This window comes from Streptomyces sp. NPDC053426 (assembly GCF_055585405.1).
Genome location: NZ_JBVJKE010000002.1, coordinates 465,178 through 487,426, shown reverse-complemented (window position 1 = coordinate 487,426; position 22,249 = coordinate 465,178). Strand labels below are relative to the sequence as shown.

General features: G+C 73.4%; 17 protein-coding genes. 11 read left to right on the top strand and 6 right to left on the bottom strand.

The features are described 5' to 3' along the window. Positions 1 to 29: 29 nt before the first annotated feature. On the bottom strand, positions 30 to 512 hold the full coding sequence (locus ACZ62B_RS06020) for a hypothetical protein (RefSeq protein WP_468888107.1): 483 nt from the start codon (positions 510 to 512) through the stop codon (positions 30 to 32). Between the two features lie 417 nt (positions 513 to 929). Between ACZ62B_RS06020 and ACZ62B_RS06015 the strand changes: the two genes are divergently transcribed. Further along, positions 930 to 2,222 (top strand): serine hydrolase domain-containing protein, encoded by a 1,293-nt coding sequence (locus tag ACZ62B_RS06015; RefSeq protein ID WP_468888109.1) that lies wholly within the window; start codon positions 930 to 932, stop codon positions 2,220 to 2,222. A gap of 156 nt (positions 2,223 to 2,378) precedes the next feature. Here the strand turns inward: ACZ62B_RS06015 and ACZ62B_RS06010 are convergent, their stop codons facing one another. Beyond that, on the bottom strand, positions 2,379 to 2,804 hold the full coding sequence (locus ACZ62B_RS06010; protein WP_344557327.1) for an SCO4983 family protein: 426 nt from the start codon (positions 2,802 to 2,804) through the stop codon (positions 2,379 to 2,381). 122 nt (positions 2,805 to 2,926) lie between these two features. Then, positions 2,927 to 4,138 carry a pyridoxal phosphate-dependent aminotransferase gene (locus tag ACZ62B_RS06005; protein WP_344557325.1) on the bottom strand — a complete coding sequence of 404 codons (1,212 nt, stop codon included), beginning with the start codon at positions 4,136 to 4,138 and terminating at the stop codon, positions 2,927 to 2,929. A gap of 124 nt (positions 4,139 to 4,262) precedes the next feature. On the opposite strand from ACZ62B_RS06005, the gene ACZ62B_RS06000 reads away from it, so the two are divergent. Further along, positions 4,263 to 5,084: a hypothetical protein gene (locus tag ACZ62B_RS06000; protein ID WP_469689337.1), complete on the top strand. Its 822-nt coding sequence runs from the start codon at positions 4,263 to 4,265 to the stop codon at positions 5,082 to 5,084. A gap of 251 nt (positions 5,085 to 5,335) precedes the next feature. After that, complete coding sequence (locus ACZ62B_RS05995; protein WP_344557321.1) at positions 5,336 to 6,268, top strand: S1 family peptidase; 933 nt, start codon at positions 5,336 to 5,338, stop codon at positions 6,266 to 6,268. A gap of 24 nt (positions 6,269 to 6,292) precedes the next feature. Here the strand turns inward: ACZ62B_RS05995 and ACZ62B_RS05990 are convergent, their stop codons facing one another. Beyond that, positions 6,293 to 7,903 (bottom strand): N-acyl-D-amino-acid deacylase family protein, encoded by a 1,611-nt coding sequence (locus tag ACZ62B_RS05990; protein WP_469689336.1) that lies wholly within the window; start codon positions 7,901 to 7,903, stop codon positions 6,293 to 6,295. A gap of 9 nt (positions 7,904 to 7,912) precedes the next feature. Beyond that, complete coding sequence (locus tag ACZ62B_RS05985) at positions 7,913 to 9,184, bottom strand: amino acid deaminase (RefSeq protein ID WP_468882928.1); 1,272 nt, start codon at positions 9,182 to 9,184, stop codon at positions 7,913 to 7,915. Positions 9,185 to 9,343: 159 nt separating this feature from the next. Between ACZ62B_RS05985 and ACZ62B_RS05980 the strand changes: the two genes are divergently transcribed. The 8 genes from ACZ62B_RS05980 (at position 9,344) to ACZ62B_RS05945 (ending at position 20,230) form a co-directional block, all read left to right on the top strand. Further along, positions 9,344 to 10,528, top strand: coding sequence for a sugar kinase (locus ACZ62B_RS05980; RefSeq protein ID WP_469689388.1), 1,185 nt, complete (start codon positions 9,344 to 9,346; stop codon positions 10,526 to 10,528). Then, positions 10,525 to 11,295 carry an IclR family transcriptional regulator gene (locus tag ACZ62B_RS05975; RefSeq protein ID WP_469689335.1) on the top strand — a complete coding sequence of 257 codons (771 nt, stop codon included), beginning with the start codon at positions 10,525 to 10,527 and terminating at the stop codon, positions 11,293 to 11,295. Before ACZ62B_RS05980 ends, ACZ62B_RS05975 begins: the two co-directional genes overlap by 4 nt. A gap of 13 nt (positions 11,296 to 11,308) precedes the next feature. Next, on the top strand, positions 11,309 to 11,719 hold the full coding sequence (locus tag ACZ62B_RS05970; RefSeq protein ID WP_468882930.1) for a RidA family protein: 411 nt from the start codon (positions 11,309 to 11,311) through the stop codon (positions 11,717 to 11,719). Positions 11,720 to 11,848: 129 nt separating this feature from the next. Further along, positions 11,849 to 13,336, top strand: a complete 1,488-nt coding sequence (locus tag ACZ62B_RS05965) for a GntP family permease (protein WP_468882932.1) — start codon at positions 11,849 to 11,851, stop codon at positions 13,334 to 13,336. Positions 13,337 to 13,479: 143 nt separating this feature from the next. Next, positions 13,480 to 14,595: a macro domain-containing protein gene (locus tag ACZ62B_RS05960; RefSeq protein ID WP_344557291.1), complete on the top strand. Its 1,116-nt coding sequence runs from the start codon at positions 13,480 to 13,482 to the stop codon at positions 14,593 to 14,595. Then, positions 14,595 to 15,290, top strand: coding sequence for a hypothetical protein (locus ACZ62B_RS05955; RefSeq protein ID WP_344557289.1), 696 nt, complete (start codon positions 14,595 to 14,597; stop codon positions 15,288 to 15,290). Before ACZ62B_RS05960 ends, ACZ62B_RS05955 begins: the two co-directional genes overlap by 1 nt. Before the next feature lie 31 nt (positions 15,291 to 15,321). Next, on the top strand, positions 15,322 to 15,975 hold the full coding sequence (locus ACZ62B_RS05950; RefSeq protein ID WP_344557287.1) for an RES family NAD+ phosphorylase: 654 nt from the start codon (positions 15,322 to 15,324) through the stop codon (positions 15,973 to 15,975). Between the two features lie 37 nt (positions 15,976 to 16,012). After that, positions 16,013 to 20,230, top strand: coding sequence for a CHAT domain-containing protein (locus ACZ62B_RS05945; RefSeq protein WP_469689334.1), 4,218 nt, complete (start codon positions 16,013 to 16,015; stop codon positions 20,228 to 20,230). On the opposite strand, the gene ACZ62B_RS05940 is transcribed toward ACZ62B_RS05945, so the two are convergent. Next, positions 20,211 to 22,184: a caspase family protein gene (locus ACZ62B_RS05940; RefSeq protein ID WP_469689333.1), complete on the bottom strand. Its 1,974-nt coding sequence runs from the start codon at positions 22,182 to 22,184 to the stop codon at positions 20,211 to 20,213. The genes ACZ62B_RS05945 and ACZ62B_RS05940 overlap by 20 nt on opposite strands. Positions 22,185 to 22,249 lie beyond the last annotated feature (65 nt).

Genomic DNA, 22,249 nt, shown 5'->3' with positions numbered 1-22,249 from the left:
AGGGAGACGGCGGGGCACGGCGGGGCGGCTCAGTCGCCCGAGTATCCGAAGATGCCCAGGTGGGTCGGCTCGGGCCGGTCATCGGCGTGGAGGAGGACGTACACACCCGTCCACCGCATGCGGCACTCGTCCAGCAGGGTCTCCTCGGGGGCGGGCGGGAGCCGGTCGGCCGTGCGGGCGTGGTCGAGGAGTTCCGCGAACCGGACCGGTGTCGGCCGGCCGGTGCCGAAGTGGTGCAGGACGCGCTCGTGCGGCAGGGGACGCAGCGTCCCGTAGTCCTCGACGGCGAGCGGCGTCGGCGCCGCGGTGGAGTGGACGACACGCTGGATGTCGAGGATGGAATGCGTCCCCTCCTCACCCATGAACTCCTCGTCGGCCCAGAGGTCGTCCAGGGAGTCGTACATGTCGTCGTGGCCGTACAACTCGTCGAAGACCTGCCGGTGCAATGCCTCCAGCGACTTCTCGACGCTGCCTTCGTACGCGGTGACGTACTCCCACCCACTGGCGCCCACGGCCGCCCCCTCTGTCTCGATCCGGCGTGATCATAGGGCCGCCCACTGACACGGGGCGCCACGCCGCCGGAAACCTGCCGCGCACCCGCCGGTACACGACCTGCACGGTGAGTCGGCCCGGCGACGACCCGCACGAGGCGGCCACGCCGTCGCCGGTCAGGTCGTACACCATCGCCGGCGAGGCCGCCGTTTCCGTGCGCGACCCCGTGATGACGAGTCAATTGCGGACGCCAGGACGGAGCGACGGGTGAAGGTGACCTTCAAGTCCTCTTCCCCGACAGCCGGTTGTTCGCGGGAGGGTGGCCGGAGGCCGGTTCTCGATCATTCCCCGGAAGGATGTGAGGACCGTCCGTTTCCCTTGACGATGATCTCGATCGATCATCCGTCGATCCCGAAGGCAAGCGAAAGGACAGGAAGTTGCGCATTGCCCGACTTCTCGGAGCCATCCTGGGCACCACGTTGTTGACGACCACCGTCGTACTCACCCAACCGGCTCTCGCCGGCCCCGGAGGCTCCACGTCCCTGGACGGAACGGGACTGCGCGACGCGCTGGACGCCGTCCACGAGGCGGGCATGTACGGCGTCTTCTCGTCCGTCCGGGACGGTGGCGAGCGGTGGACCGGGGCGGCGGGTGTCGCAGACGTGGACACCGGCCGCCCGGTCACGCCGGGCATGCGGCAGCGGGTGGGCAGCATCAGCAAGACCTTCACCGCCGTGGGCCTGCTCCAGCAGGCGGAGCGCGGCCGGATCCGGCTCGACGCGCCCGTCTCCGACTACCTGCCGGACCTGATACCCGGGGAACGCGGACGGCAGATCACCGTACGCATGCTCCTCAACCACACCAGCGGGATCGGCGACTACATCGTGGGCGCCTTCCCCTCCCTCGCCCGGGGCTCGACGGCCAGCCTCGACGAGGAGCGCTTCCGCTCCGTCCACCCGCGGGAACTGGTCCGGCTGGGCCTCACGGCCCCCGCCACCGGACGCCCCGGCTCGGTGCCGGGCACGTACTCCAACACCAACTACGTCATCGCCGGGCTCCTTCTGGAGAAGGTCACCGGCCAGAGGGCCTACACGTACCTCACCCGCAACGTCATCGACCGGGCCGGGCTGCGGCGCACGTACCTGCCGCGCTCCCCGTACATCAAGGGTCCGCACCCGCGGATGTACGAGTCGTTCCACGGTCTGATCGATCCGCCCCGCGACTACAGCGTCTACGACATGTCGTGGGCGTACACGGCGGGATCGGTCGTCTCCACCACCGACGACCTGAACCGCTTCTACCGCGCCCTGCTCGGCGGGAAGCTCGTCGGCGCGGCGTCCCTCGACGAGATGACGCGCACGGTCCCCGTCTCCGGCATGGACTACGGCCTCGGCATCTACGCCCTGGACCTGCCCTGCGGACGCTTCTGGGGCCACGACGGCGCGGTGTTCGGAGCCGGCACGATCGCGCTGTCCAGCCGGGACGGCAAGCGCCAGATGGCCGTCGCGCAGAACCTGATGAAGTACCAGGAGGTCGACGAGAACGGCGTGCCGCAGGCACACCCGATCGACAACGCCCTCGGCACGTACGTCGTCCGCGCGCTCTGTCCGGCCGCCCCCGAGGCGGGGGCCGCGAGCCCGGAGGCCCGTCGGGAGGGGCTCACGCGGCTGCCCCGCATCGACGACTTCCCGTTGACCGGGGGTGCCCCGGCCGGCCGGCCGTCTGCCTAGTCCCGCTCGCGAGCAGGGCGGCGCGTCACGGCGGTGGTGTGCCTCTCGTCGAGCCGCCCGGCCGGGCGGCTCGACGAGAGGAAGTGTGGCGCCCGGTCCGCGCGTCGCTGCGGGTGCACGCGGACCGGGGCCGTCGAGGGGAGCCCCCGTGGGGGCTCAGTGGGAGGACGCGAGGGTGCGTGGCTGCAGGGCCGCGGTGTGCGCGTCCATCCGCTCGGCGGCGAGGATCGCCGCCGCCGTGTCGGCGCGGGAGGCGGCGACGACCAGGGCGCGGCCGGCGAGCGCGTGCGCCCGCCGGTGCAGGGCCGCCGCGTTCGGCTCGCGGCCCGTCGTGGTCGCCGACGCGCGGGCCGGCGTACGTCCTCCCCGCAGGCGGGCGACCTCCTCGGCGAGCCGCTCGGCCGCGGTGTCCAGATCGGCCGAGGGTGCCGTCACGCGCAGCTCGTCGGTGACGGCGAGCAGCGCGGCGAGGTGCCCCGCGAGCTGGATGTCCAGCTCTTCCTCACGGGACCGGTGGGGGAAGTCGTGGGGGGTGCCGGCCATCGTGCTGTGGACCGACTTGGCGCGGATCGGTTCGTACATGGATGGCCTCCTGTGGTGTAACAGGAAACCATCCTAGCTTAGATCCATTCTAAAGTTGAGTCGTTCGTAAAAAGGGCCTCCGTGAAGAGGCCCTCCGTGAAGGGGGCGCCCGCGCGCAGACCTCAGGGCTGGCCGTAACCGTCCAGGAAGCGGGCGATCCGCCCGACCGCGTCCCGCAGGTCGGTGACCGACGGCAGGGTCACCACCCGGAAGTGGTCCGGTTCCGGCCAGTTGAAGCCGGTGCCCTGCACGACCATGATCTTCTCGCGGCGCAGCAGGTCCAGGACCATCCGCCGGTCGTCCTTGATCTTGAAGACGTCCGGGTCGAGCCGTGGGAAGAGGTACAGCGCCCCCTTCGGCTTCACGCAGCTCACGCCGGGGATCTGGGTCAGCAGCTCGTACGCCGTGTCCCGCTGCTCGCGCAGCCGTCCGCCCGGCAGCACCAGGTCGTTGATCGTCTGGCGTCCGCTGAGTGCCGCGACCACCCCGTGCTGCCCCGGCATGTTCGCGCACAGGCGCATGTTCGCCAGGATCGTCAGGCCCTCGATGTAGGAGTCGGCGTGGGCGCGCGGCCCCGAGACCGACATCCAGCCCACCCGGTAGCCGGCCACCCGGTACGCCTTCGACATGCCGTTGAAGGTGAGGGTGAGCAGATCGGGGGCGACGGAGGCGGTCGGGACGTGCTTCGCGTCGTCGTAGAGGATCTTGTCGTAGATCTCGTCCGAGCAGACCAGCAGGTTGTGGCGGCGGGCGATGTCGGTGAGGCCCTTGACGACCGCCTCGTCGTAGACCGCGCCGGTCGGGTTGTTCGGGTTGATGATCACGATCGCCTTGGTGCGGTCGGTGACCTTGCGCTCCACGTCGGCGAGGTCCGGCATCCAGTCCGACTGCTCGTCGCACCGGTAGTGCACCGCCGTACCGCCGGAGAGGGAGACGGCCGCGGTCCACAGCGGGTAGTCGGGCGCGGGGACGAGCACCTCGTCGCCGTCGTCCAGCAGCCCCTGCATCGCCATCACGATCAGCTCGGAGACGCCGTTGCCGATGAAGACGTGCTCGACGTCGGTCTCGATGCCGAGGGTCTGGTTGTGCATGACCACCGCCCGGCGCGCGGCCAGCAGGCCCTTCGCGTCGCCGTAGCCGTGCGCCGTCGACACGTTGCGGAGGATGTCCTCCAGGATCTCGGGCGGGCACTCGAAGCCGAACGCCGCCGGGTTGCCGGTGTTCAGCTTGAGGATGCGGTGACCGGCCGCTTCCAGCCGCATCGCCTCCTCGAGCACCGGGCCCCGGATCTCGTAACAGACGTTGGCGAGCTTGGTCGACTGGATCACCTGCATGCTGGGAGCTTACGGCCCGGTATGGCCCTCCGGGCCGTGTTTTCCGCCACGTGAGACGCGTCGTTTCGAGCGATATGTCCGCCGACTGTCCCGTGGGCCCCTTACGTCTCTAGAATGCGCCGCCATGTCCAGCCCTCCTCCGTACGCCGACGGTGGGTACGACGGCCGGGACCCCCAGGGTCCGCCGGCCGTGTACCTCCCGCAGACCGCTCAGGCCCCGGCGTACGACGCCTACACCGACCCCGCGACCGCCCACGGCTGGCAGAACGCGTACGACGAGACACGCGAGCTGCCGCCCGTGGCGGGCGCCGGACCGGGCTCGCCGGAAGAACCGGAAGAAGACGCGGCGCCCCCTCCGGGGGGCGGGGGGACGGACCCGGTGCACGACGCCGGGGCGCCTTCGCCGGAGGGCGGCACGAGCCGTCCCGCGGGAGACGGCGCGGGAAGTGCCCCCGGGCGGTCCCGTGCCGGCGGTTCGCGTCATGGATCGGGCCGGCGCGGGCGCCGCAAGGCCGCGCCCTGGCGCTCGCGCCGCGCCGTGGTGGCGGCGGGGGCGGTGGGCGCGGTGTCGGTGGCGGCGCTGATCGCCGGGTTCGCCTTCTCGGGTTCGCCGTCCGGCGGCGCCGAGGGCGGGGGCGACCGCACGGGGCCGACGGCGGGGGAGTCCGGGGCGGCTTCCTCGGGGCCGGACGCGTCCGGCCCCGCCGAGGAGCCGGCCGGCACCGGCGGCCCCTCGGCCGGTCAGGGCTCCCCGGGCGCGAGCGGTTCCGGCGAGGACCGTGAGGCCGAAGGGGCCCCGTCCGGGGCGTCGGCCGACGCCTCCACCACCTCCACACCGACCCTCCCCACGGCGGCCCCCTCCGCCTCCACGGGCTCGGGCCAGTCTGGTCCGGGCAACGCCGAAGAGGGGCGGGGCCGGGGCCAAGGGCCGAAGAAGACCAGGTAGGAGCGGGGTCCGGGCGGGAGTCCGGACGCGGGCGGGCGGGCCGGTGCCCGGTGGACCGGCCGGCCCGCCGGTCGCGCGTGCCCGGCGCCGTCGGCGCGGTCCCGGACCACGGCGTCCGTTCCGCCGCGACGGGGTTACCGGCTGGAAACAAGTGCTTGTCCCCTCGTCGTCCGCATGCTGACAATGCGCATGACAACCACGTGGGTGGCCGGGAGTCCTCCGGCCGCCCGACGCCGCAAGAGGGGACCCCCATGAGAAAACCTCTCGTCGTCGCGCTCTGTGCCCTGGCCCTCGCCGGGACGGGCGCGATCCCCGCGGTCGCCGCCGAGCCTTCCCCCACGGGCGCGGACGCGACCACGGACGCGGCCCCGACCACGCTGACGGATGTCGTCAACGGCGTGGTCGGGACCGCGGCGGACACCCTGTCCGGACTCACCGCGCCCGAGGAGGGCGCGGTGGACTTCGCCGGCACCGTCTCGCTCAGCAACTGCTCCGGCTCCGTCGTCCGCATGCCCGGCTCGGCGGACGACGACCCGGCGCTCGTCCTCACCAACGGCCACTGCCTGGAGAGCGGCTTCCCCGCACCCGGCCAGGTCCTCGTCGACCGGGCGTCCAGCCGCAGCTTCGGACTGCTGAACTCCGCCGGCTCCAGGGTCGCCACCCTGCGCGCCGACCGGCTCGTCTACGCGACCATGACCGACACGGACGCCGCGATCTACCGGCTGAGCACGACGTACGCGCGGATCAAGAGCGCGTACGGCATCGACGCGCTGACCCTGAGCGCCACCCGCCCGGCGGCCGGCACCTCCATCAGCGTGGTGTCCGGCTACTGGAAACGCATCTACGACTGCTCCGTCGACGGGTTCGCGTACCGCATGAAGGAGGGCGACTGGACCTGGAAGGACTCGGTCCGTTACACCTCCGCCTGCAACACCATCGGCGGCACCTCCGGCTCGCCGGTCGTCGACGGCGCCACCGGTCAGGTGGTCGCCGTCAACAACACCGGCAACGAGGACGGCGAGCGCTGCACGGTCAACAACCCCTGCGAGATCGACGAGAACGGGCAGGTCACGGTCCGTCAGGGCATCAACTACGCCCAGCAGACCTACCTGTTCCCCGCCTGCTTCGGCGCGGACAACAGGCTCGACCTGAGCGCGAGCGGCTGCGCGGTCCCCAAGCCGTAAAGGGCCGGTGGGGAGGACGGGCGGTCAGCGGGGAGTCCTGCGGACCGCCCGTCCCGCCAGTACGTCCGTGCGCCGCCCGTCCTCGATCACGAACCGCCCGTCGACCAGCACGTACGGGATGCCCGTCGGAAGCGTCCGCGGCGCGGCGAAGGTCGACCCCGCGGCCACCGTCCCCGGATCGAACAGCACCAGGTCCGCCTTGTACCCCTCGCGGACCAGCCCCCGGTCCGGCAGCCGCAGCCGGGCCGCCGGGCGCGACGTCAGGTGCGCGACGCACTCCTCCAGCGACAGCACCCCCAACTCCCGTACGTAGTGCCCGAGGTAGTGCGGGAACGTCCCGTACGCGCGCGGGTGCGGCTTCGCGCCCTGAAGGATGCCGTCCGAGCCGCCGGTGTGCACCCGGTGCCGCATGATCGCCCGTACGTTCTCCTCGTGGCCGACGTGCTGGAGGATCGTCGGGGCCAGCCTGTCCTTCAGCAGCAGCTCCCGCGCGACCGCCCACGGCGACTCGCCGCGCGCCCGCGCCGACTCCAGGACCGTACGGCCCACGTACTCGCCCAGCGCCGGGTCGCCGACGCCCGAGATCTCGATGGTCTCCCACTCCACCGGCACCCCGTGGCAGCCGTCCGAGCCGGTGACCTCCATGTGGTGCCGGATCCGCTCGGCGGTCCCGTCGTCCGCGAGCCGCCGCAGGATCTCCTCGGGGCCGCCCTCGCTCGCCCAACCGGGCAGCAGCGCCACGAGGGTGGTGCAGCCCGGGGTGTACGGATAGGTGTCGAGGGTGATGTCGGCGCCGGCGTCGAGCGCGTCGTCGAGGAGGGACAGCAGCTCGGGCGCCCGGCCCTTGTTCACGCCGAAGTTCATCGTGGCGTGCGCGAGGTGCAGCGGGCAGTCCGCCTCCCGCGTCAGCGCCACCATCTCCTCGTACGCCTCCAGCGCCCCGGCGCCGTAGGAGCGGTGGTGCGGGCAGTAGTAGCCGCCGTACGACGCCACCACCCGGCACAGCTCGGTCAGTTCGGCCTCCTTGGCGTACATGCCCGGCGTGTACGTCAGCCCCGACGACATGCCGACCGCGCCCTGCTCCATGCCCTCCGCGACCAACCGCCGCATCCGGTCCAGCTCTTCGGGCGTCGCCTCCCGGTCCTCCCAGCCGACGGCGAGCGCCCGGACCGTGCCCTGCGGGATCAGATACGCGGCGTTGACCGCGATGCCCCGGTCCAGCCGGTCCAGGTACTCGCCCACCGACCGCCAGTCGAAGTCGATGTCGTCGCCCGAGCCGTTCCACCCGGCGATCGCCCGGCGCACCTCGCCCAGCGTCCGGTCGTCGACCGGCGCGTACGACAGCCCGTCCTGGCCCAGGACTTCGAGGGTGACGCCCTGCGCGGCCTTGGCGCCGTGGTCGGGGTCGCGCAGCAGCGCCAGATCGCTGTGGGCGTGCATGTCGATGAAGCCGGGGGCCAGCACCAGCCCCTCGGCGTCCAGTTCACGGCGGGCCTTCGGGCGCTGACAGCCCGCGTCCGCCGCCTCCTTCACGATGGAGACGATCCTGCCGCCGTCCACGACCACGTCCGCGCGGTACGAGTGGTCGCCGGAGCCGTCGACGACGTCCGCGTCCCGGATGACGAGCTCTTCCATGCCGGCCTCCTAGAAGAACGTACGGATGTAGTCGACCACCGTGCCGTCCGCCTCCGCCACGGGGATGAGCACCCACTTGTCGAACGACGTGCACGGGTGGGACAGCCCGAGCCCCACCCAGTCTCCCACCTCCAGATCGGCCTCCCCGGTGGTACGCAGCCACGCGTGCTGGTCGGACAGGCCGGTCACCGAGATCCCGGTGGCCGGGCGCTCGCCCCCGTCCCGGCGGACCACCTGGGCGAACGGCAGATCGAGGTCGTGGGCCGCGTCCCGCTTGCCCGCGTTGGTGAACGCCTGCCCGTCGGACGGCCGGGACACCACCTGCGTCCACAGCCGGAACGCCGGCTCCAGCGCGCCCTCCTCCGGGACCCGGTTGAAGGGGGTCAGCTTGCGGTAGTGACCGTCGTCGTGGGAGACGTACGCCCCCGAGCGCAGCAGCTTCAGCACGGGCGCGGAGAGTTCCGGGATCCCGGCGAACACGTCCGCCACCGCGTCGAACCAGGCGCTGCCGCCCGCGCTCACCACGATCTCGTCGAGGCCCGAGAACCGGCCCGCCTTGTCGAAGTCCACGGCGAGGGACACCAGCCTCCGCAGCCAGGCGTGCACCCGCTCCGGGTCCGCCCGCGGCACCTCGCCCTCGTAGCCGGCGACCCCGACCAGCCGCAGTCCGCGCGCGCCGGCCACGGCGTCGGCGACGGCGGCGCACTCGGCCTCCGTCCGCACACCGGTCCGGGCGCCCTCGCCGGCGGCGAGCTCGACGACGACGTCCACGGGGCGGGAGGCGCCGCTCGCGGTGAGCGCCGCGTCCATCAGCCCGACCCCGCGCACGGAGTCGACGTAGCAGACGAACCGGAACTCGGGGTCGGCGTCCAGCCGGGCGGCGACCCAGCGCAGGGCCGCCGCGTCCACCAGCTCATTGGCGAGGAAGACCCGCTGGACACCGAACGCCCTCGCCACCCGCACCTGGTGCGGAACGGCCAGGGTGATGCCCCACGCCCCGTGCTCGATCTGCCGCTGGAAGAGCTGCGGGGCCATGGAGGTCTTGCCGTGCGGCGCGAAGGCGAGCCCGTGCCGGGCCGCGTACGTCTCCATCAGCCTCAGGTTGTGCTCCAGCCGCTCGGCGGAGAGCGCGAGCACGGGGGTGGTGAAACCGCCGGTGAAGAGATTGCGGCGCTGCGCGGCCAGCTCGCCGACGGTCAGCCCCTCGGCGTCCGGCGGGAGGCCCTTGAAACGGTGGTCGACACGTTCCTCGGTGAGGCGGGCAAGAGCGTCGAGGACCATCGGAACCTCCCTGATCAGCTGTGTTGCATGTCTTGCAACACTCATTGCGTATAACGCTTACCGCTGTCTAACATCTCGGCCACGCGCGGTCAACGGAGACCGCCCCACCCGCAGAAGAGAAGGAGTCACGCCGTGGACGTTGTCGCACTCGGCGAGTCCATGGTGACGTTCCTGCCCTCCCGGCCGGGCCGCCTCGCCGACGTGCCGTCCTTCGACCGGGGGATCGGCGGCGCGGAGTCCAACGTGGCGTGCGTGCTCGCGGCGGCGGGCCACTCCACCCGGTGGGTCAGCCGGGTGGGCGCCGACGGCTTCGGCGACCACCTCGTCGAGGCGATCGGCGGCTACGGCGTCGACGTGTCGCACGTCCGCCGCGACCCGGCCCGCCCGACCGGCATCTACTTCCGTACGGCCGGCGACCGCGCCACGGACGCCCACGAGGTCGCGTACTACCGGGCGGGCTCGGCGGCCTCCGCGATGACGGTCGCGGACCTCGACCTGGAGGCGGTCCGCGCGGGACGCGTCCTGCACCTGTCAGGCATCACACCGGCACTCTCCGCCGACTGCCTGACCCTGATCCGGGAACTGACCGCCCCCCGCCCCGGCCGCCCCCTGGTCTCCTTCGACGTGAACCACCGCCCGGCCCTGTGGCGCGGCCCCCACGGCCCCGAGGTCCTCCTGGACCTGGCACGCGGCGCGGACCTCGTCTTCGTGGGAGAGGACGAGGCGGAGGAGGCCTGGGGCATCACAGGCGGCCCGTCATCCATCCGCGAAGCCCTCCCCGAACCGGAACTGCTGGTGGTCAAGCAGGGCGCACACGGGGCCGTGGCCTTCGGCCCGACTGCGGGCAGCCGTACCCACCTCCCCGCGGGCAGCCGTACCCGCCTCCCCGCGGGCAGTCGTGCCGCTGGGGCGATGGGGGTCCCCCCGCTCGAGCGAAGCCGAGAGTGGGGGAGGGTGGGCGCTGGGGGCACCCCCTCCGGGGGAGGCACCCCGCAAGCGCCGGGCAGCGCGACCCACCCCCGCCCCGCACCAGCACAGGGCACCTACGAACCCGCCCTCGAAGTCGACGTAGTCGCAACAACCGGCGCCGGCGACGCCTTCGCCGCGGGCTTCCTCTCCGCGACCCTCCGCGACCTCCCCCTGCGCGACCGCCTGAGACACGGCCACCTCATGGCCGCAGCCGCCCTCACCACCCCCGGCGACCTCGCCCCACCCCCGCCCCGCGCCCTCGCCGACCGCCTGGTCGCCCTCGGCGACACCGCGTGGGGGAAACTGCGACTCGGCCCCGGCTGGACGCAAGCCGATGAAGACGAGAGGGCCGAGAAGGAGGCACGCACCCCATGAGCCAGACCGTAGACCGCGCCCTGAGCATCCTCCCCCTGCTCGCGGAAGGCCCCGCCGACCTCGGCCAGGTCGCCGACCGCCTGGGCGTGCACAAATCCACCGCCCTCCGCCTCCTCCGCACCCTCCACGAGCACGGCCTGGTCTACCGCCAGTCCGACCAGCGCTACCGCCTCGGCGCCCGCCTCTTCGCCCTCGCCCAGGAGGCGATGGAGAACCTCGACGTCCGCGAGATCGCCCACGCCCACCTCGTACGCCTCAACGAGAAGTGCGGACACACCGTCCACCTCGCCGTGTACGAGGAGAACGAGGTCCTCTACATCGACAAGGTCGAGAGCCGCTACCCGGTCCGCATGTACTCGCGTATCGGCAAACCCGTCGCCATCACCGTCGCGGCCGTCGCCAAGCTCCTCCTCGCCGACCTGCCCGAACACGAGCGCCGCCCCGTCGCGGAGAAGCTCGACTACCCCATGTACACGTCCCGTTCGACACCCAACGCCACCGCGTTCCTCCAGGAACTGGCCAAGGTGCGCGAACAGGGCTGGGCCACCGACCTCGGCGGCCACGAGGAGTCCATCAACTGCGTCGCCGCGCCGATCCGCGGCGCCGACGGCAAGGTGGTCGCCGCGATGTCGGTCTCCGCGCCGAACGTCGTCGTCACCGCCGACGAACTCCTCACCCTGCTCCCGCTGGTGCGCCGTACGGCGGACGCGATCAGCGGCGAGTACTCCGGCCGGACCCCTGCGGAACCCCGGCAGAACCTCCAGTGAAGGAAACACCCGCATGACCGAGAAAGTCGCGCTGACCCCGAAGACCCACACCACCCCGCCCGCGAAGTTCTCCCACGGAGTCCGCAAGGGCAACATCCTCCAGGTCGCCGGCCAGGTCGGGTTCCTGCCCGCCGAGGAGGGCAAGCCGCCCACGCCCGCCGGCCCCACCCTGCGCGAGCAGACCCTCCAGACCCTCGCCAACGTCAAGGCGATCCTCGAAGAGGGCGGCGCGGGCTGGGACGACGTGATGATGATCCGCGTCTACCTCACCGACGTGGACCACTTCGCGGAGATGAACGACCTCTACAACACCTACTTCGAGGAGCAGGGCCTCACCCAGCCGCCCGCCGCCCGCACGACCGTCTACGTCGGTCTCCCCGCCGGACTCCTCATCGAGATCGACGCGCTCGCCGTCCTCGGCTGACCCGCGCCCTCCCTCTCTCCCTCCTCACCGCCGTACGTCGTCACGGCACGGCGTCCCGTACCCCCTGGGACGCCGTGCCGCGATCCCCCCTGCCCGAAAGCACCGTGCACTTAGCCAGAGGACCCCCGCATGTCCCATCCGCTCCTCCCGCTCGCCGCCTCCGCACCGGTGGAAGCACCACCGCACACCGGAGGACTGCTCCTCCTCCTCGACGGCACGGCGGGCCTGCTGACCGTCGCCGCCGTCGGCATCGCGCTGCTCCTCTTCCTGATCATCAAGGTCCGGCTCCAGCCCTTCGTCGCGCTGCTCGCCGTCTCCATAGCCGTCGGCCTGATGGCGGGGCTGTCGGTCACCGAACTCTTCGGCACGGTCCAGCGTTCGGACGCGGTGTCCACCATCGAGTCGGGGATGGGCGGCATCCTCGGCCATGTCGCGATCATCATCGGCCTGGGCACCATGCTCGGCGCGATCCTCGAGGTCAGCGGCGGCGCGGAGGTCCTGGCGGGCCGGCTGCTCGGCCTGTTCGGCGAGAAGCGCGCCCCGCTCGCGATGGGCCTCACCGGTCTGATCTTCGGCATCCCGGTCTTCTTCGACGTCGGCATCTTCGTCCTCGCGCCGATCGTGTACGCCGCCGCCAAGCGCTCCGGCAAGTCGATCCTGCTCTACTGCCTGCCCCTGCTCGCCGGCCTCTCGGTCACCCACGCCTTCCTGCCCCCGCACCCCGGCCCGGTGGCCGCCGCCGGACTGCTCCACGTCGACCTCGGCTGGGTCATCCTCATGGGCGTCGTCTGCGGCCTGCCGGCCGTCGCCGCCGCCTGGGTCTACTCCGCCTGGATCGGCAAGCGCATCTTCGTCGCCGTACCGCAGGACATGGTCGAGGCCGCCCAGGAGGCCAAGGACGCCGTCGTCGCCGAGCAGCGCGCCTCCGGGGTCGAACCGCGGGAGGCGCCGGTGCCGCTCGGCACGGTCCTCGGCATCATCGGCACGCCCCTCCTGCTGATCCTCGCGGCCACCTTCTCCTCGATCGCGCTGGACCCCTCCACCCTCCGCTCGGTGATCGAGTTCTTCGGCCACCCGTTCGTGGCGCTCACCCTCGCCCTGTTCCTCGCGTACTACCTGCTGGGCATCCGGCGCGGCTGGTCCCGCAAGTCCCTGGAGACCGTCTCCACGTCCTCCCTCAAGCCGGTCGGCAACATCCTGCTGGTGGTCGGCGCGGGCGGTGTCTTCGGAGCCGTCCTCAAGGCCAGCGGGGTCGCCCAGGCCCTCTCGGACACCTTCAACGACGTCGGCCTGCCGGTGATCGTCCTGTCCTATCTGATCTCCGTGGTGCTGCGGGTCGCGCAGGGCTCGGCGACGGTGGCGATCGTGACGACGGCGGGCATCGTGGCCCCGCTGCTGGCCGAGGGGGACCACTCGCAGGCGTTCGTCGCGCTGGTCATCATGGCCATCTCGGCGGGCTCGATCTTCGCCTCGCACGTCAACGACGGCGGCTTCTGGATGGTCGCCAAGTACTTCGGCATCAGCGAGCGGGACACGCTCAAGACGTGGACGGTGCTGGAGAGCGTGCTGTCGGTGGCCGGGTTCGTGGTGGCGGCGGTGTTGAGCGTGTTCGTGTAGCCGTACGACGGTTCACGCGTCCGGGGCCGGGCTTCGCCCCGGACGCGCCCTGAACCCGACCCGTCGTCGACCGGTCCCTGCGCTGCAATGGAAGGACGGAACGGGCTTGTGGGGCCTGTGACGCCGGTGCGATGCTGATCGTCATGCCGTCGCCGCAGCCGTACCCGCTCGATCACCGGACGGTCCTCGCGGAGGTGCGCAAGGTGCGACGAGCCGGAGTCGTCAGACTGCGTGAACTCGCCGTGCCGGTGCTCGCCGAGGTCGCCCGGGAACTTCCGTGGGGAGACGGCGAGTCGCCAGGGGGGCCGGTGGAGAAGGTGTTGCGGCTCGCCGTCTCCCGGATGGGCGGCGGCACCCTGCAGACCGCCGCGGAGTACAGCCTGGGCCTCGCCCAGGGCACCCGGGACTGGCCGTCCGCCGACCGGCGCCGACGGGCCGCCCAGGTGTACGGGGTGAGCGTCGAACGCTTCCGCAAGCACCACGAGTTCATGGTCCTCGGCCAGGTCGCGGAACAGATCGTGCAGGTCGCCGAGCAGCGCGTCGGGCGAGAGCGCGCGCGGGTGGCGGAACATCCGTCGCCGCTTGCCGAACTCCCCGCCGCCCACCGGTCCCTGAACGTCCGCCTGCACCGCCGTGCCGTCCCCGTCACCCTCCACGTCCACTCCGTGGACCTGCTGCGTGACATCGACGTCGTCGTCTCGCCCTCGAACACCTACTTCGCGCTGCCCGCGCCGTACAAGTCGTCGGTCTCCGCGACCTTGCGCCGCGCGGGGGCGCGCCGGGACCCCACCGGGGGACTCGTCGAGGACCTGATCCACGACGAGCTGGGGGACTGGGCCGCCCGGCACGGGGCCTCGGGCCGGGCGGCCCTGCCAGGAACGGTCGCCGTGACCTCCGCGGGCGCCCTGGCCGCGCAGAGCGTCCGGCGCATCTACCACGTGGCCGTGGCCGTGCCCCGCCCCGAGACGAACGACTACGACGTGCAGCCCGCCGACATCACCCGGGGGGTGGCCCGGGTCTTCGCCCTGATGGCCGAGGAGTCCCGCCGGTACGATCCGCCGCTGCGGTCGGTCTGTCTGCCGCTGCTCGGTGCCGGACGCGGCGGCCTGACCCCGCTGGAGAGCTTCGCCGCCCTGTGGGCCGCCGTCGAGGCCGAACTCGCCCGCGGCGCCGACTGGGACGTCCACTTCGTCGTACGCCGCCATGCCCGCGCCGATCTGCTGGAACGGCTGCTGACCACCGCAGGGGAGGAGGAGTGATGGGGTCGCCGCCGATGGGCCGGGAGGATCCGTTCGATCCGCACGTCACCCTGGCCGCCGCCGCGGCACGCTGGGACCGTCTCTCCGGGCGGCTCGGGCCGGAGGACCGTGCCCGGCTGGCCGAGCTGCTCGCCGTGGCACGCGCCCCGGAGCAGGACGAACAGGCCCGCCGCGCCGCGGTCCGGGCCGCCCGTCTGCTGCGGGAGCGGCTGCCCGACGAGTTCGGGGAGGGTGCGCAGGCCCGGCTGGTCGCCGTCCACGGGGCCGCGGGCGGACCGCCGACCGTGCAGGGGTTCGCCGCCGAGGATCTGGCCGTGCTGCTGATCGACGGGCACCGCATGGTCGGGCCGGTCCTCGGACCGGTGCGCGAACGGCTGCTCGCGGAGCCCGCGCTGGACCCGGACACGGTCGAGCGGCGGGGCGGCTCGCCCTACTCGCCCGACCTGATCCGGCTGCGCGGCGCCGGCGGCCGGCTCCGGTTGCCGAGCTTCCAGTTCTCCGAGGACGCCCTGCCCTGGCTGACCGTCCTGGAGGTCAACGCGCTGCTGGACGCCGACCACGACCCCTGGGGCGCCGCCGACTGGTGGCTGTCCGCCAACGCCTGGCTCGGCACCAGCCCCGCCCGGCTGCTCGGCACCGGACGGGACCGTCAACTGGTCGAGACGGCACGGTTCCTGATGGAAAGCGACTACTAGCCGTGCCGTGCCCAGGGGAGAGTGAGTAGCCGTGCCCAACTACCGGCCGCCCGAGGTGCTCACCGGCAGCCCCGGCAAGGTCACGCTGGCCCGCGGCACCCTGCTGTACCGCGTCCACGGCTCCCACCGCGGCGCCGCCGACTTCAACCCGAAGCCCTCGCACTGTCTGTACGGGGGCGGCCGCTTCGACGCCACCGCACACGAGCCCTACGGCTACCTGTACACGGGGCTGAGCGCGGCCGCCGCCGTGTGCGAGACGCTGCTGCGTTCGCTGCCCTTCGACCCCCTCGGAGGGCCCCGGCTGCTGCAACGCGCCGCCGTCGAGGGGCGCCGCCTGAGCACGCTGCGGCTCACCGCCGACCTGTGCGTGCTGCCGCTGATGAGCGCGCGGGACCTGGCCGCGGTGCACCAGGACACCTGGCTCGTGCACACGGAGGCCCAGGAGTACCCGTACACCCGTGACTGGGCGCACTGGATCCGCCGCCACACCGGGCCATGGGCGCAGGGGCTGGTGTGGTCGTCCAAGCGGGAACCGGCGGACCGGACGGTGATGTTGTTCGGCGACCGCTGCCAGGCCGGGGCGCTGCACTGCGAGGAGGAGAGCGCCGTGGACTTCGACACGGCCGAGGGGCGGGACTGGCTCGACTCGGTGCTGCTGCCCTACCACGTCCGACTCGCGCCCTGACGGCGTACGTTCACGAGAATCCTGGAAAGCCCGACCCGTGACCATTGAAGACCCGCACCCGGACGACGCCTTCGTCGCCGAACTCCGTACCCGGCGCGAAGAGGTCCTCGACACCCTCTCCGCGATGGCCGCGGACGACCCGGAGGCGCCCGCGCTGTGCGCGCTCGCGGGTGAACTCAGCTACCGGCTGCACCTGCTGACGGAGGACGGGCCGGACGATCTCCAGCTGGCGGCCCAGGCGTTCGAACTGGCCTTCAGGGCACCCGGGGACGACGGGGAGTGGGCGGCCTGGCGGATCGCGTTCGGGCACGTCCGGGCCTTCCAGTACGACAGCGAACCCGGCGCGGAACTCCTCGACGCGGCCTGGGAGCTGCTCACCGAAGGCATGGCGGCGCTGCCCGCGGACGACGCCGACCACGACGTCGTGAGGGAACTGGGACGGCAGCTCCTCGCGGCCTGCGCCAAGCAGCGCTACCTGAACTGCGACGGACCCGTCCCCCAGCGCGTCGGGCTCCTCGACGAGGCCCTGCGCCGGCATGAGGCGGCGGCCGACGCGCTGGAGCCCGGCAGCGAGGAGGCGGTCGCCCTGACGGAGGCGCTGGGATACCTCCACATGGAACGCAACGAGCTGCTGCGCGACCCGGCGGACGCCGAGGCCGCGGCCGTCCACTACCGGGCCGTGCTCGACGCCGGACTGCCCACCGGCGATCTGCCCCTCGTCCGCTACAGCCTGGGCCTCGCCCTCATGGTGCACGGCCGGGTACGGGCCGACCGGGACGAACTGGAGCAGGCCCGCGAGGAGTTCGGCACCGCGCTGCTCCAGGCGCGGCAGGCGACCGGGCGGCAGCCCTCATGGGCCTGGGACGCCGGGATCCGCAGCGCCCTCATCCGCTTCTTCATCTGGGCCCAGTGGAAGGATCACGCACACGCCGTCGCGGCCGAGGTGGAGCTGACCGATCTGCTGGCCGACCCGGCCGACGTCGAGCGGCTCACCCCGGTCTTCCTCGACGGCTTCGGGCGACTGCTGTACGAGCGGGCGGGCGTGCGGGGCGACGGAGCCGGCCAGGACCGGGCGATCGGGATGATCCGGCGGGCGGTGGACATCTGGGAGCCGGAACGCGACGGCGCGGTCACCGCCACCGCCCTGTTCCTCGCGCTCTTCCAGCAGAGCCGGTACCGGGAGGACCCCGATCCGCTGCGGCTCCACGACGTCGCCGAGGCCTGCGCGCTGGTCCTCCAGGGAGAGGAGATCTTCGGCAGTCTGCACAAGCTCGCCCAGACGATGGGCAGTTGGGCCTGGCTCACCCTGGAGCAGGAGCACGGCATCACCCCCGAATCCCCGGAGGACGTCCCGGAGGCGATGCGCGCCGAGAACGCGCGCAGCGCCTTCCTCGGGATACTCGACGACGTCGGTGAGGGGCGCGGTTTCCTGGACTTCAGCGACACCGACGACGACTTCCCCGGCATCTTCAAGGGCATCGGCGGCACCGCCCGGGGGGCGGAGGTCTTCGACCTGGGGTACGAGCGCTTCGCGGCCCTGGAAGACGACAGCGAACGCGCGTTCCTCGCCCTCAGCCTGCTCTCCCACGGCCTGCTCCTCGACCCGCACGGCACGCACGTCACCGAGGCGCAGAAGACGGAGCTGATCGACGCCGTCCTGTCCCACGGCCAGGACGATCCGTCCTGGCAGCGCAGGGCGCACGCCGTCGTCGCCCACGCCCGGCTGCGCGAGGAGATCAGCGGCTCGGGCCTCGGCATGGACGCGGTCCTCGACCACCTCACGCGGGCCGAGGCGGCGGGTGCGGCGGGTGCGGCGGACCAGGACGACAGCTTCGGGCACGGCATGGCCCTGTCCCGGTTCGTCGCCATGACCCACCGCGGGCAGACCGCCGGCACCGCCGACGACATGGAGGCGGCCGGCGCGCTGTGGCGCGAACTGCGCGACAACCCCCACATGACCGCGTACCACCGCCGGGTCTTCTCCGCCCAGCAGGCGGGCTTCGACGCCCAGGCCGCCGTCCAGCGCGGCGACCTCGCGGCGGCCGACGGCCACATCGCCCAGCTGCTCGCCGCGCACGCGGACCTCGACCCCGACGACTCGACGCGCATCGAACTGTGGACGCTGCTGGAGAACGCCCGCTCGGCCCGCGACCGCCTCGCCGACGAACTGGGCGCGCCGCCCGCACCACCCCTGGCCGGCCGCCCCTCGGCGGCCCAGCTGCGGCGCGCGGCACGCGAACTGCCGCGCGACCACCGGGCCTGGGTGCTCGGCGACAACGGCATCACCCGGTTCCTGCGGGCCCGGGACACGACCGCGCTCACGGAGGCCATGGAGCTGCTCCAGGAGGCGTACGACCTGGTCGACGAGGGCAGCGACAGCCGGCTGCGCTACGCCCACTGCCTCGGCTCGGGCCACTGCGCGCTGGCCTCGGTGCAGTCCCTCCCCACGGCCCGCGCCCGCCACCTCGCCCAGGGGATCACCCTGCTGGAGTCCGCCTTCAGGACCGCGGGCGGCCCCGAGCACCGGCTCTACGCGGCCGCCGGGCTCGCCCTCGGCCGCGCCTACCGCACCCGGGGCGAACTGCGCCGCGACGACAAGGGCGCGGGCCGCCGCACCGGGCTCGACGCGCTGCGCGGGCATGCCTGGGCGGCGCTGCTGCAGTCCGGCACCGAGCATGCCGCACAGGCCGTGAAGCAGGCCACCACGACGGCCCTGGAGGTCGCCGGCTGGTGTCTGCGTGACAACGCCCTCGACGAGGCCGTACAGGCCCTCGACGCCTGCCGCGGCCTGCTCCTGCACGCGGCGACCACGTCCCGTACGGTGCCCGAACGTCTCGTCGCGGCGGGCCACGACGCCCTGGCCGGGGAGTGGCGTGCCGCGGGCCTCGCCTCCGGCCCCGCCGACCCGCTCGCCTCGATGCGGGAGCCGCTGTCCGTCCCGAGCGCCCTGCGCCGCCGGGTCCTGGCCGCCCTCACGGGCGGTGACCTGCTGCAGGACCGCCTCCTGGAGCCTCCGGCGCCGGACGAGATCGCCGCCGCGCTGCGCACCCTGCGCAAGGACGCCCTCGTCTACCTGGTCCCGGCCGGCGACGACACCCCCGGCACCGCCGTCGTCGTCACCACCACCGGCGCCGTGCACTCCGTACCCCTGCCGACACTCACCGAGGACGCGGCACCACTGCGCGAGTACGTCCGCGTACCGGCCCCCGGGGCCGTCCGGCTCGGGGAGCCCGCGCCGGACGGGCGTGACATGGGGCCCGTCCCCGGCTGGAGCTCGGCCGGCGCCCGGCCGGGCGTCCCGTCGCTGCGGCAGCGGCTCGACCGGCTGTGCGGATGGGCCTGGTACGCCGGGGTGCGGCCGCTGCTCGACGTCTTCGCCACCCGTACCGGGCGGGCGCCCCGGCTGGTGTTCGTGCCGATGGGGACGCTCGGCCTGGTGCCCTGGCACGCGGCCTGGGAGCTGGGGCCCGACGGACGGCGCCGCTACGCGCTGCACGAGGCGGAGATCTCGTACGCCGCCTCCGCGCGCCTGCTGTGCGATGTGGCCGCCCGGCCCGAGGCCGTGCACTCGGGGGCCGCGCTCGTCGTGGGCAACCCCACCGGAGACCTCGGCTGGGCGGGTGCGGAGGCCGACGCCGTGCAGCGGGCCTTCTACCCGCGCGGCCGGTTCCTCGGACGGCGCGAGGGCGGCGCCGCCGACGGGCCCGGTACCCCGCAGGAGGTGCTGTCCTGGCTGAACGGCGCGGACCCGGACGACCCGGACCACGCGGTGGAGGGCGGTGTGCTGCACCTGGCCTGTCACGCCTCCATCGCGCGCACCGGCGGCCGTACCGCCCACCTCTCCCTGTACGGCGGCGAGCTGTCGGCCGAGGAGCTGACCGACGCGGTCGGCGGCGGGCGCGGCAGGCTCGGCCTGGTGCTGCTCGCCGCATGCCGCAGCCATGTGTCGGGACGCGGGCACAACGAGGCGTACAGCCTCGCGACCGCCTTCCTGGTGGCCGGGGCGCGCTCGGTCGTCGGCTCGCTGTGGCCGGTGCCGGACGACGCGACCTCGGTCCTGATGTTCCTGACCCATCACTTCCTGCGCGCCGAGGGCGAACCGCCCGCCAAGGCGCTGCGCCGGGCCCAGCTGTGGATGCTGGACCCCGAGCGCGAACTGCCCCCCGGCCTGCCCGCCCGGCTCGCCGAACGGGCCCGGCACATCGACCCGGACGACCTGAGCGCCTGGGCGGGGTTCACACACCTCGGCCAGTGACCGCCGTCGGCAGCGGCGGTACGACCGTCCGCACGGCGATCGTGCGCGTCGCCCAGCGTCCGGGCGCGCCCTGCGTCACCGGCCCCATGTCCCGAGGGCCGGGCGGCGGCGCCGGGGCGCCGAACCGCAGCACCCCGTCGGCGGCCGGACCGTCCGCCGCGTCGGCGTCCCGGTTCCCCGCGCCGTCGGGGTCCCACGCCCGCAGCCGGAACGGAGCCGTGCTCAACTCGCTCTCGGCGACGATGAGTTTCAGCCAGTCCCGGCACTCGGCCCCCGGTACGGCCGCCCGGTCCGCCGGCAGCGAGAGCCGTACGGGGTCGCCGTCCAGGGCGTAGCCGGTGCGGCCGGGGCCGATGAAGTCGCCGGGGAAGAGCGCCGGGTCGGCGGCGTAGCGGTCGGTGAGGTCGAGCAGTACACACCACAGCGAGCGGTGCGGCGAACGGTTGTGCAGCCGGATGGAGACCCACGGCTCCCGCGGCCCGTGCGCGTTCTCCGGCGCGTACGGGCAGACGAGGTCACCGCTCCCGTCCGGCAGGAGGGCCCGGCCGTCGGCCGCGTCCCACGGGACGACCTCCACCCGCACCAGGTTGTCCAGCACCGAGGGCCGCGAGGTGAGATCCCGCAGCTGGTACCAGCGGGCCAGATGGGACAGGCAGTCCACGACCCGCCCGGCGTCGCCGTCCGTGGCGAACGGCAGCGGCTTCACGAACTCGGTGCCGTCCCGCCCCAGCACCCGCGCGGTGGTGCCCCGCACCACCACCCTGACGTGCAGGTCCCCGTACTCCTCGGGCGCCGTCACGACCCGTACCAGCGGTGCGGGCCCGCCCCCGGGGCCGTACGACGCCACCGCCGCCCGCAGCAGGGCCGCCGCCCCGGGCCGGCCGGTGTCGTCCACACTCACCGTCGTGGGCGGGGCGGCCAGCGCGGTCAGGCTCACCGGGTACACCCGCTCGGCGTCGGGGGCCCAGCCGACCGGGTCCACCAGCGTCCGGTCGGTCCGCACCACGCGCGCCCGCACGACGGCGCCCGGTGTCGCACCCCGAGGCCCGACCACGCCGAACTCCGTGCCCTCGGCGCCGTCCCCGCCGCGCAGTCCATGGCCGGTGCCGCAGTCCACCTCCCAGCCGTCCGCCGCGAACCGCAGCAGATGCTCACCGGCGACACCCGCGACCGCGCCCCCGAGGAACGGCAGGTCCGCGGTGCCGCCCGGCACCTCGGGAAACAGCACCGGCCGCTGCCGGCCGCCGGAGCGCTGCACCCGCGCACCGGCCGCGGACAGCAGCTGCCGGTAGGTGGCGTCCGGTCCTGCCGCCCGCACCGCGCCCAGCAGCGCGTGCGTGAACGCCCCGTGCCGCCGGCCCCCGAAGTCCCCCTCGTACGACAACTCGTCGAGCCGACTGGCCGCCAGCAGCACGTGCCGCGGGGGTGCTTCGGGCAGCGCGAGCTCCCGTCCGGCCACCGGCCGCCAGCCGGGCAGCGGCGGCGCGAACCGCACGGTCAGCCCCTCGGGCACGCCCTTGCGGGTGGCGCCCCCGGAATAGCAGCAGTCGAGCACCGCCACCACCTGGGCCCCACGCGCGGCCACCGCGTCGAGCAGCGCGCCCAGCCGCTTGTCCGGCAGCGGTCCGTCCGCGCACACCAGCGCCTGGTTCCACCCGGTGGCCTCGACCAGCAGATCCGGGCCCGAGGCGACCGACTGCGAGCCGTGCCCGGAGAACCAGAACAACGCCGTGTCACCGGGCCCGGCCGCCCCCAGGAACGTGCGGATCCCGTCCTCGACCGCGGCCATGGTCGCCGCGCCGTTCAGCGCGGTCCGCACCTTCGCTCCGCCCGCCGTCCGGGCCGTCACCACCCGGTGGGCCTCGGTGACGTCGTTGACGCAGCCCTCCAGCGGTGTGGCGATCTCCTCCCGGTAGTCGTTGATGCCCACCATGAACGTGTAGATCGACCCCATGCCGGGCAGTGTGTCAGCCGTACCGGGCCGTGACATGGGTGAACCGGGCGGGAACGGGGCGAGTT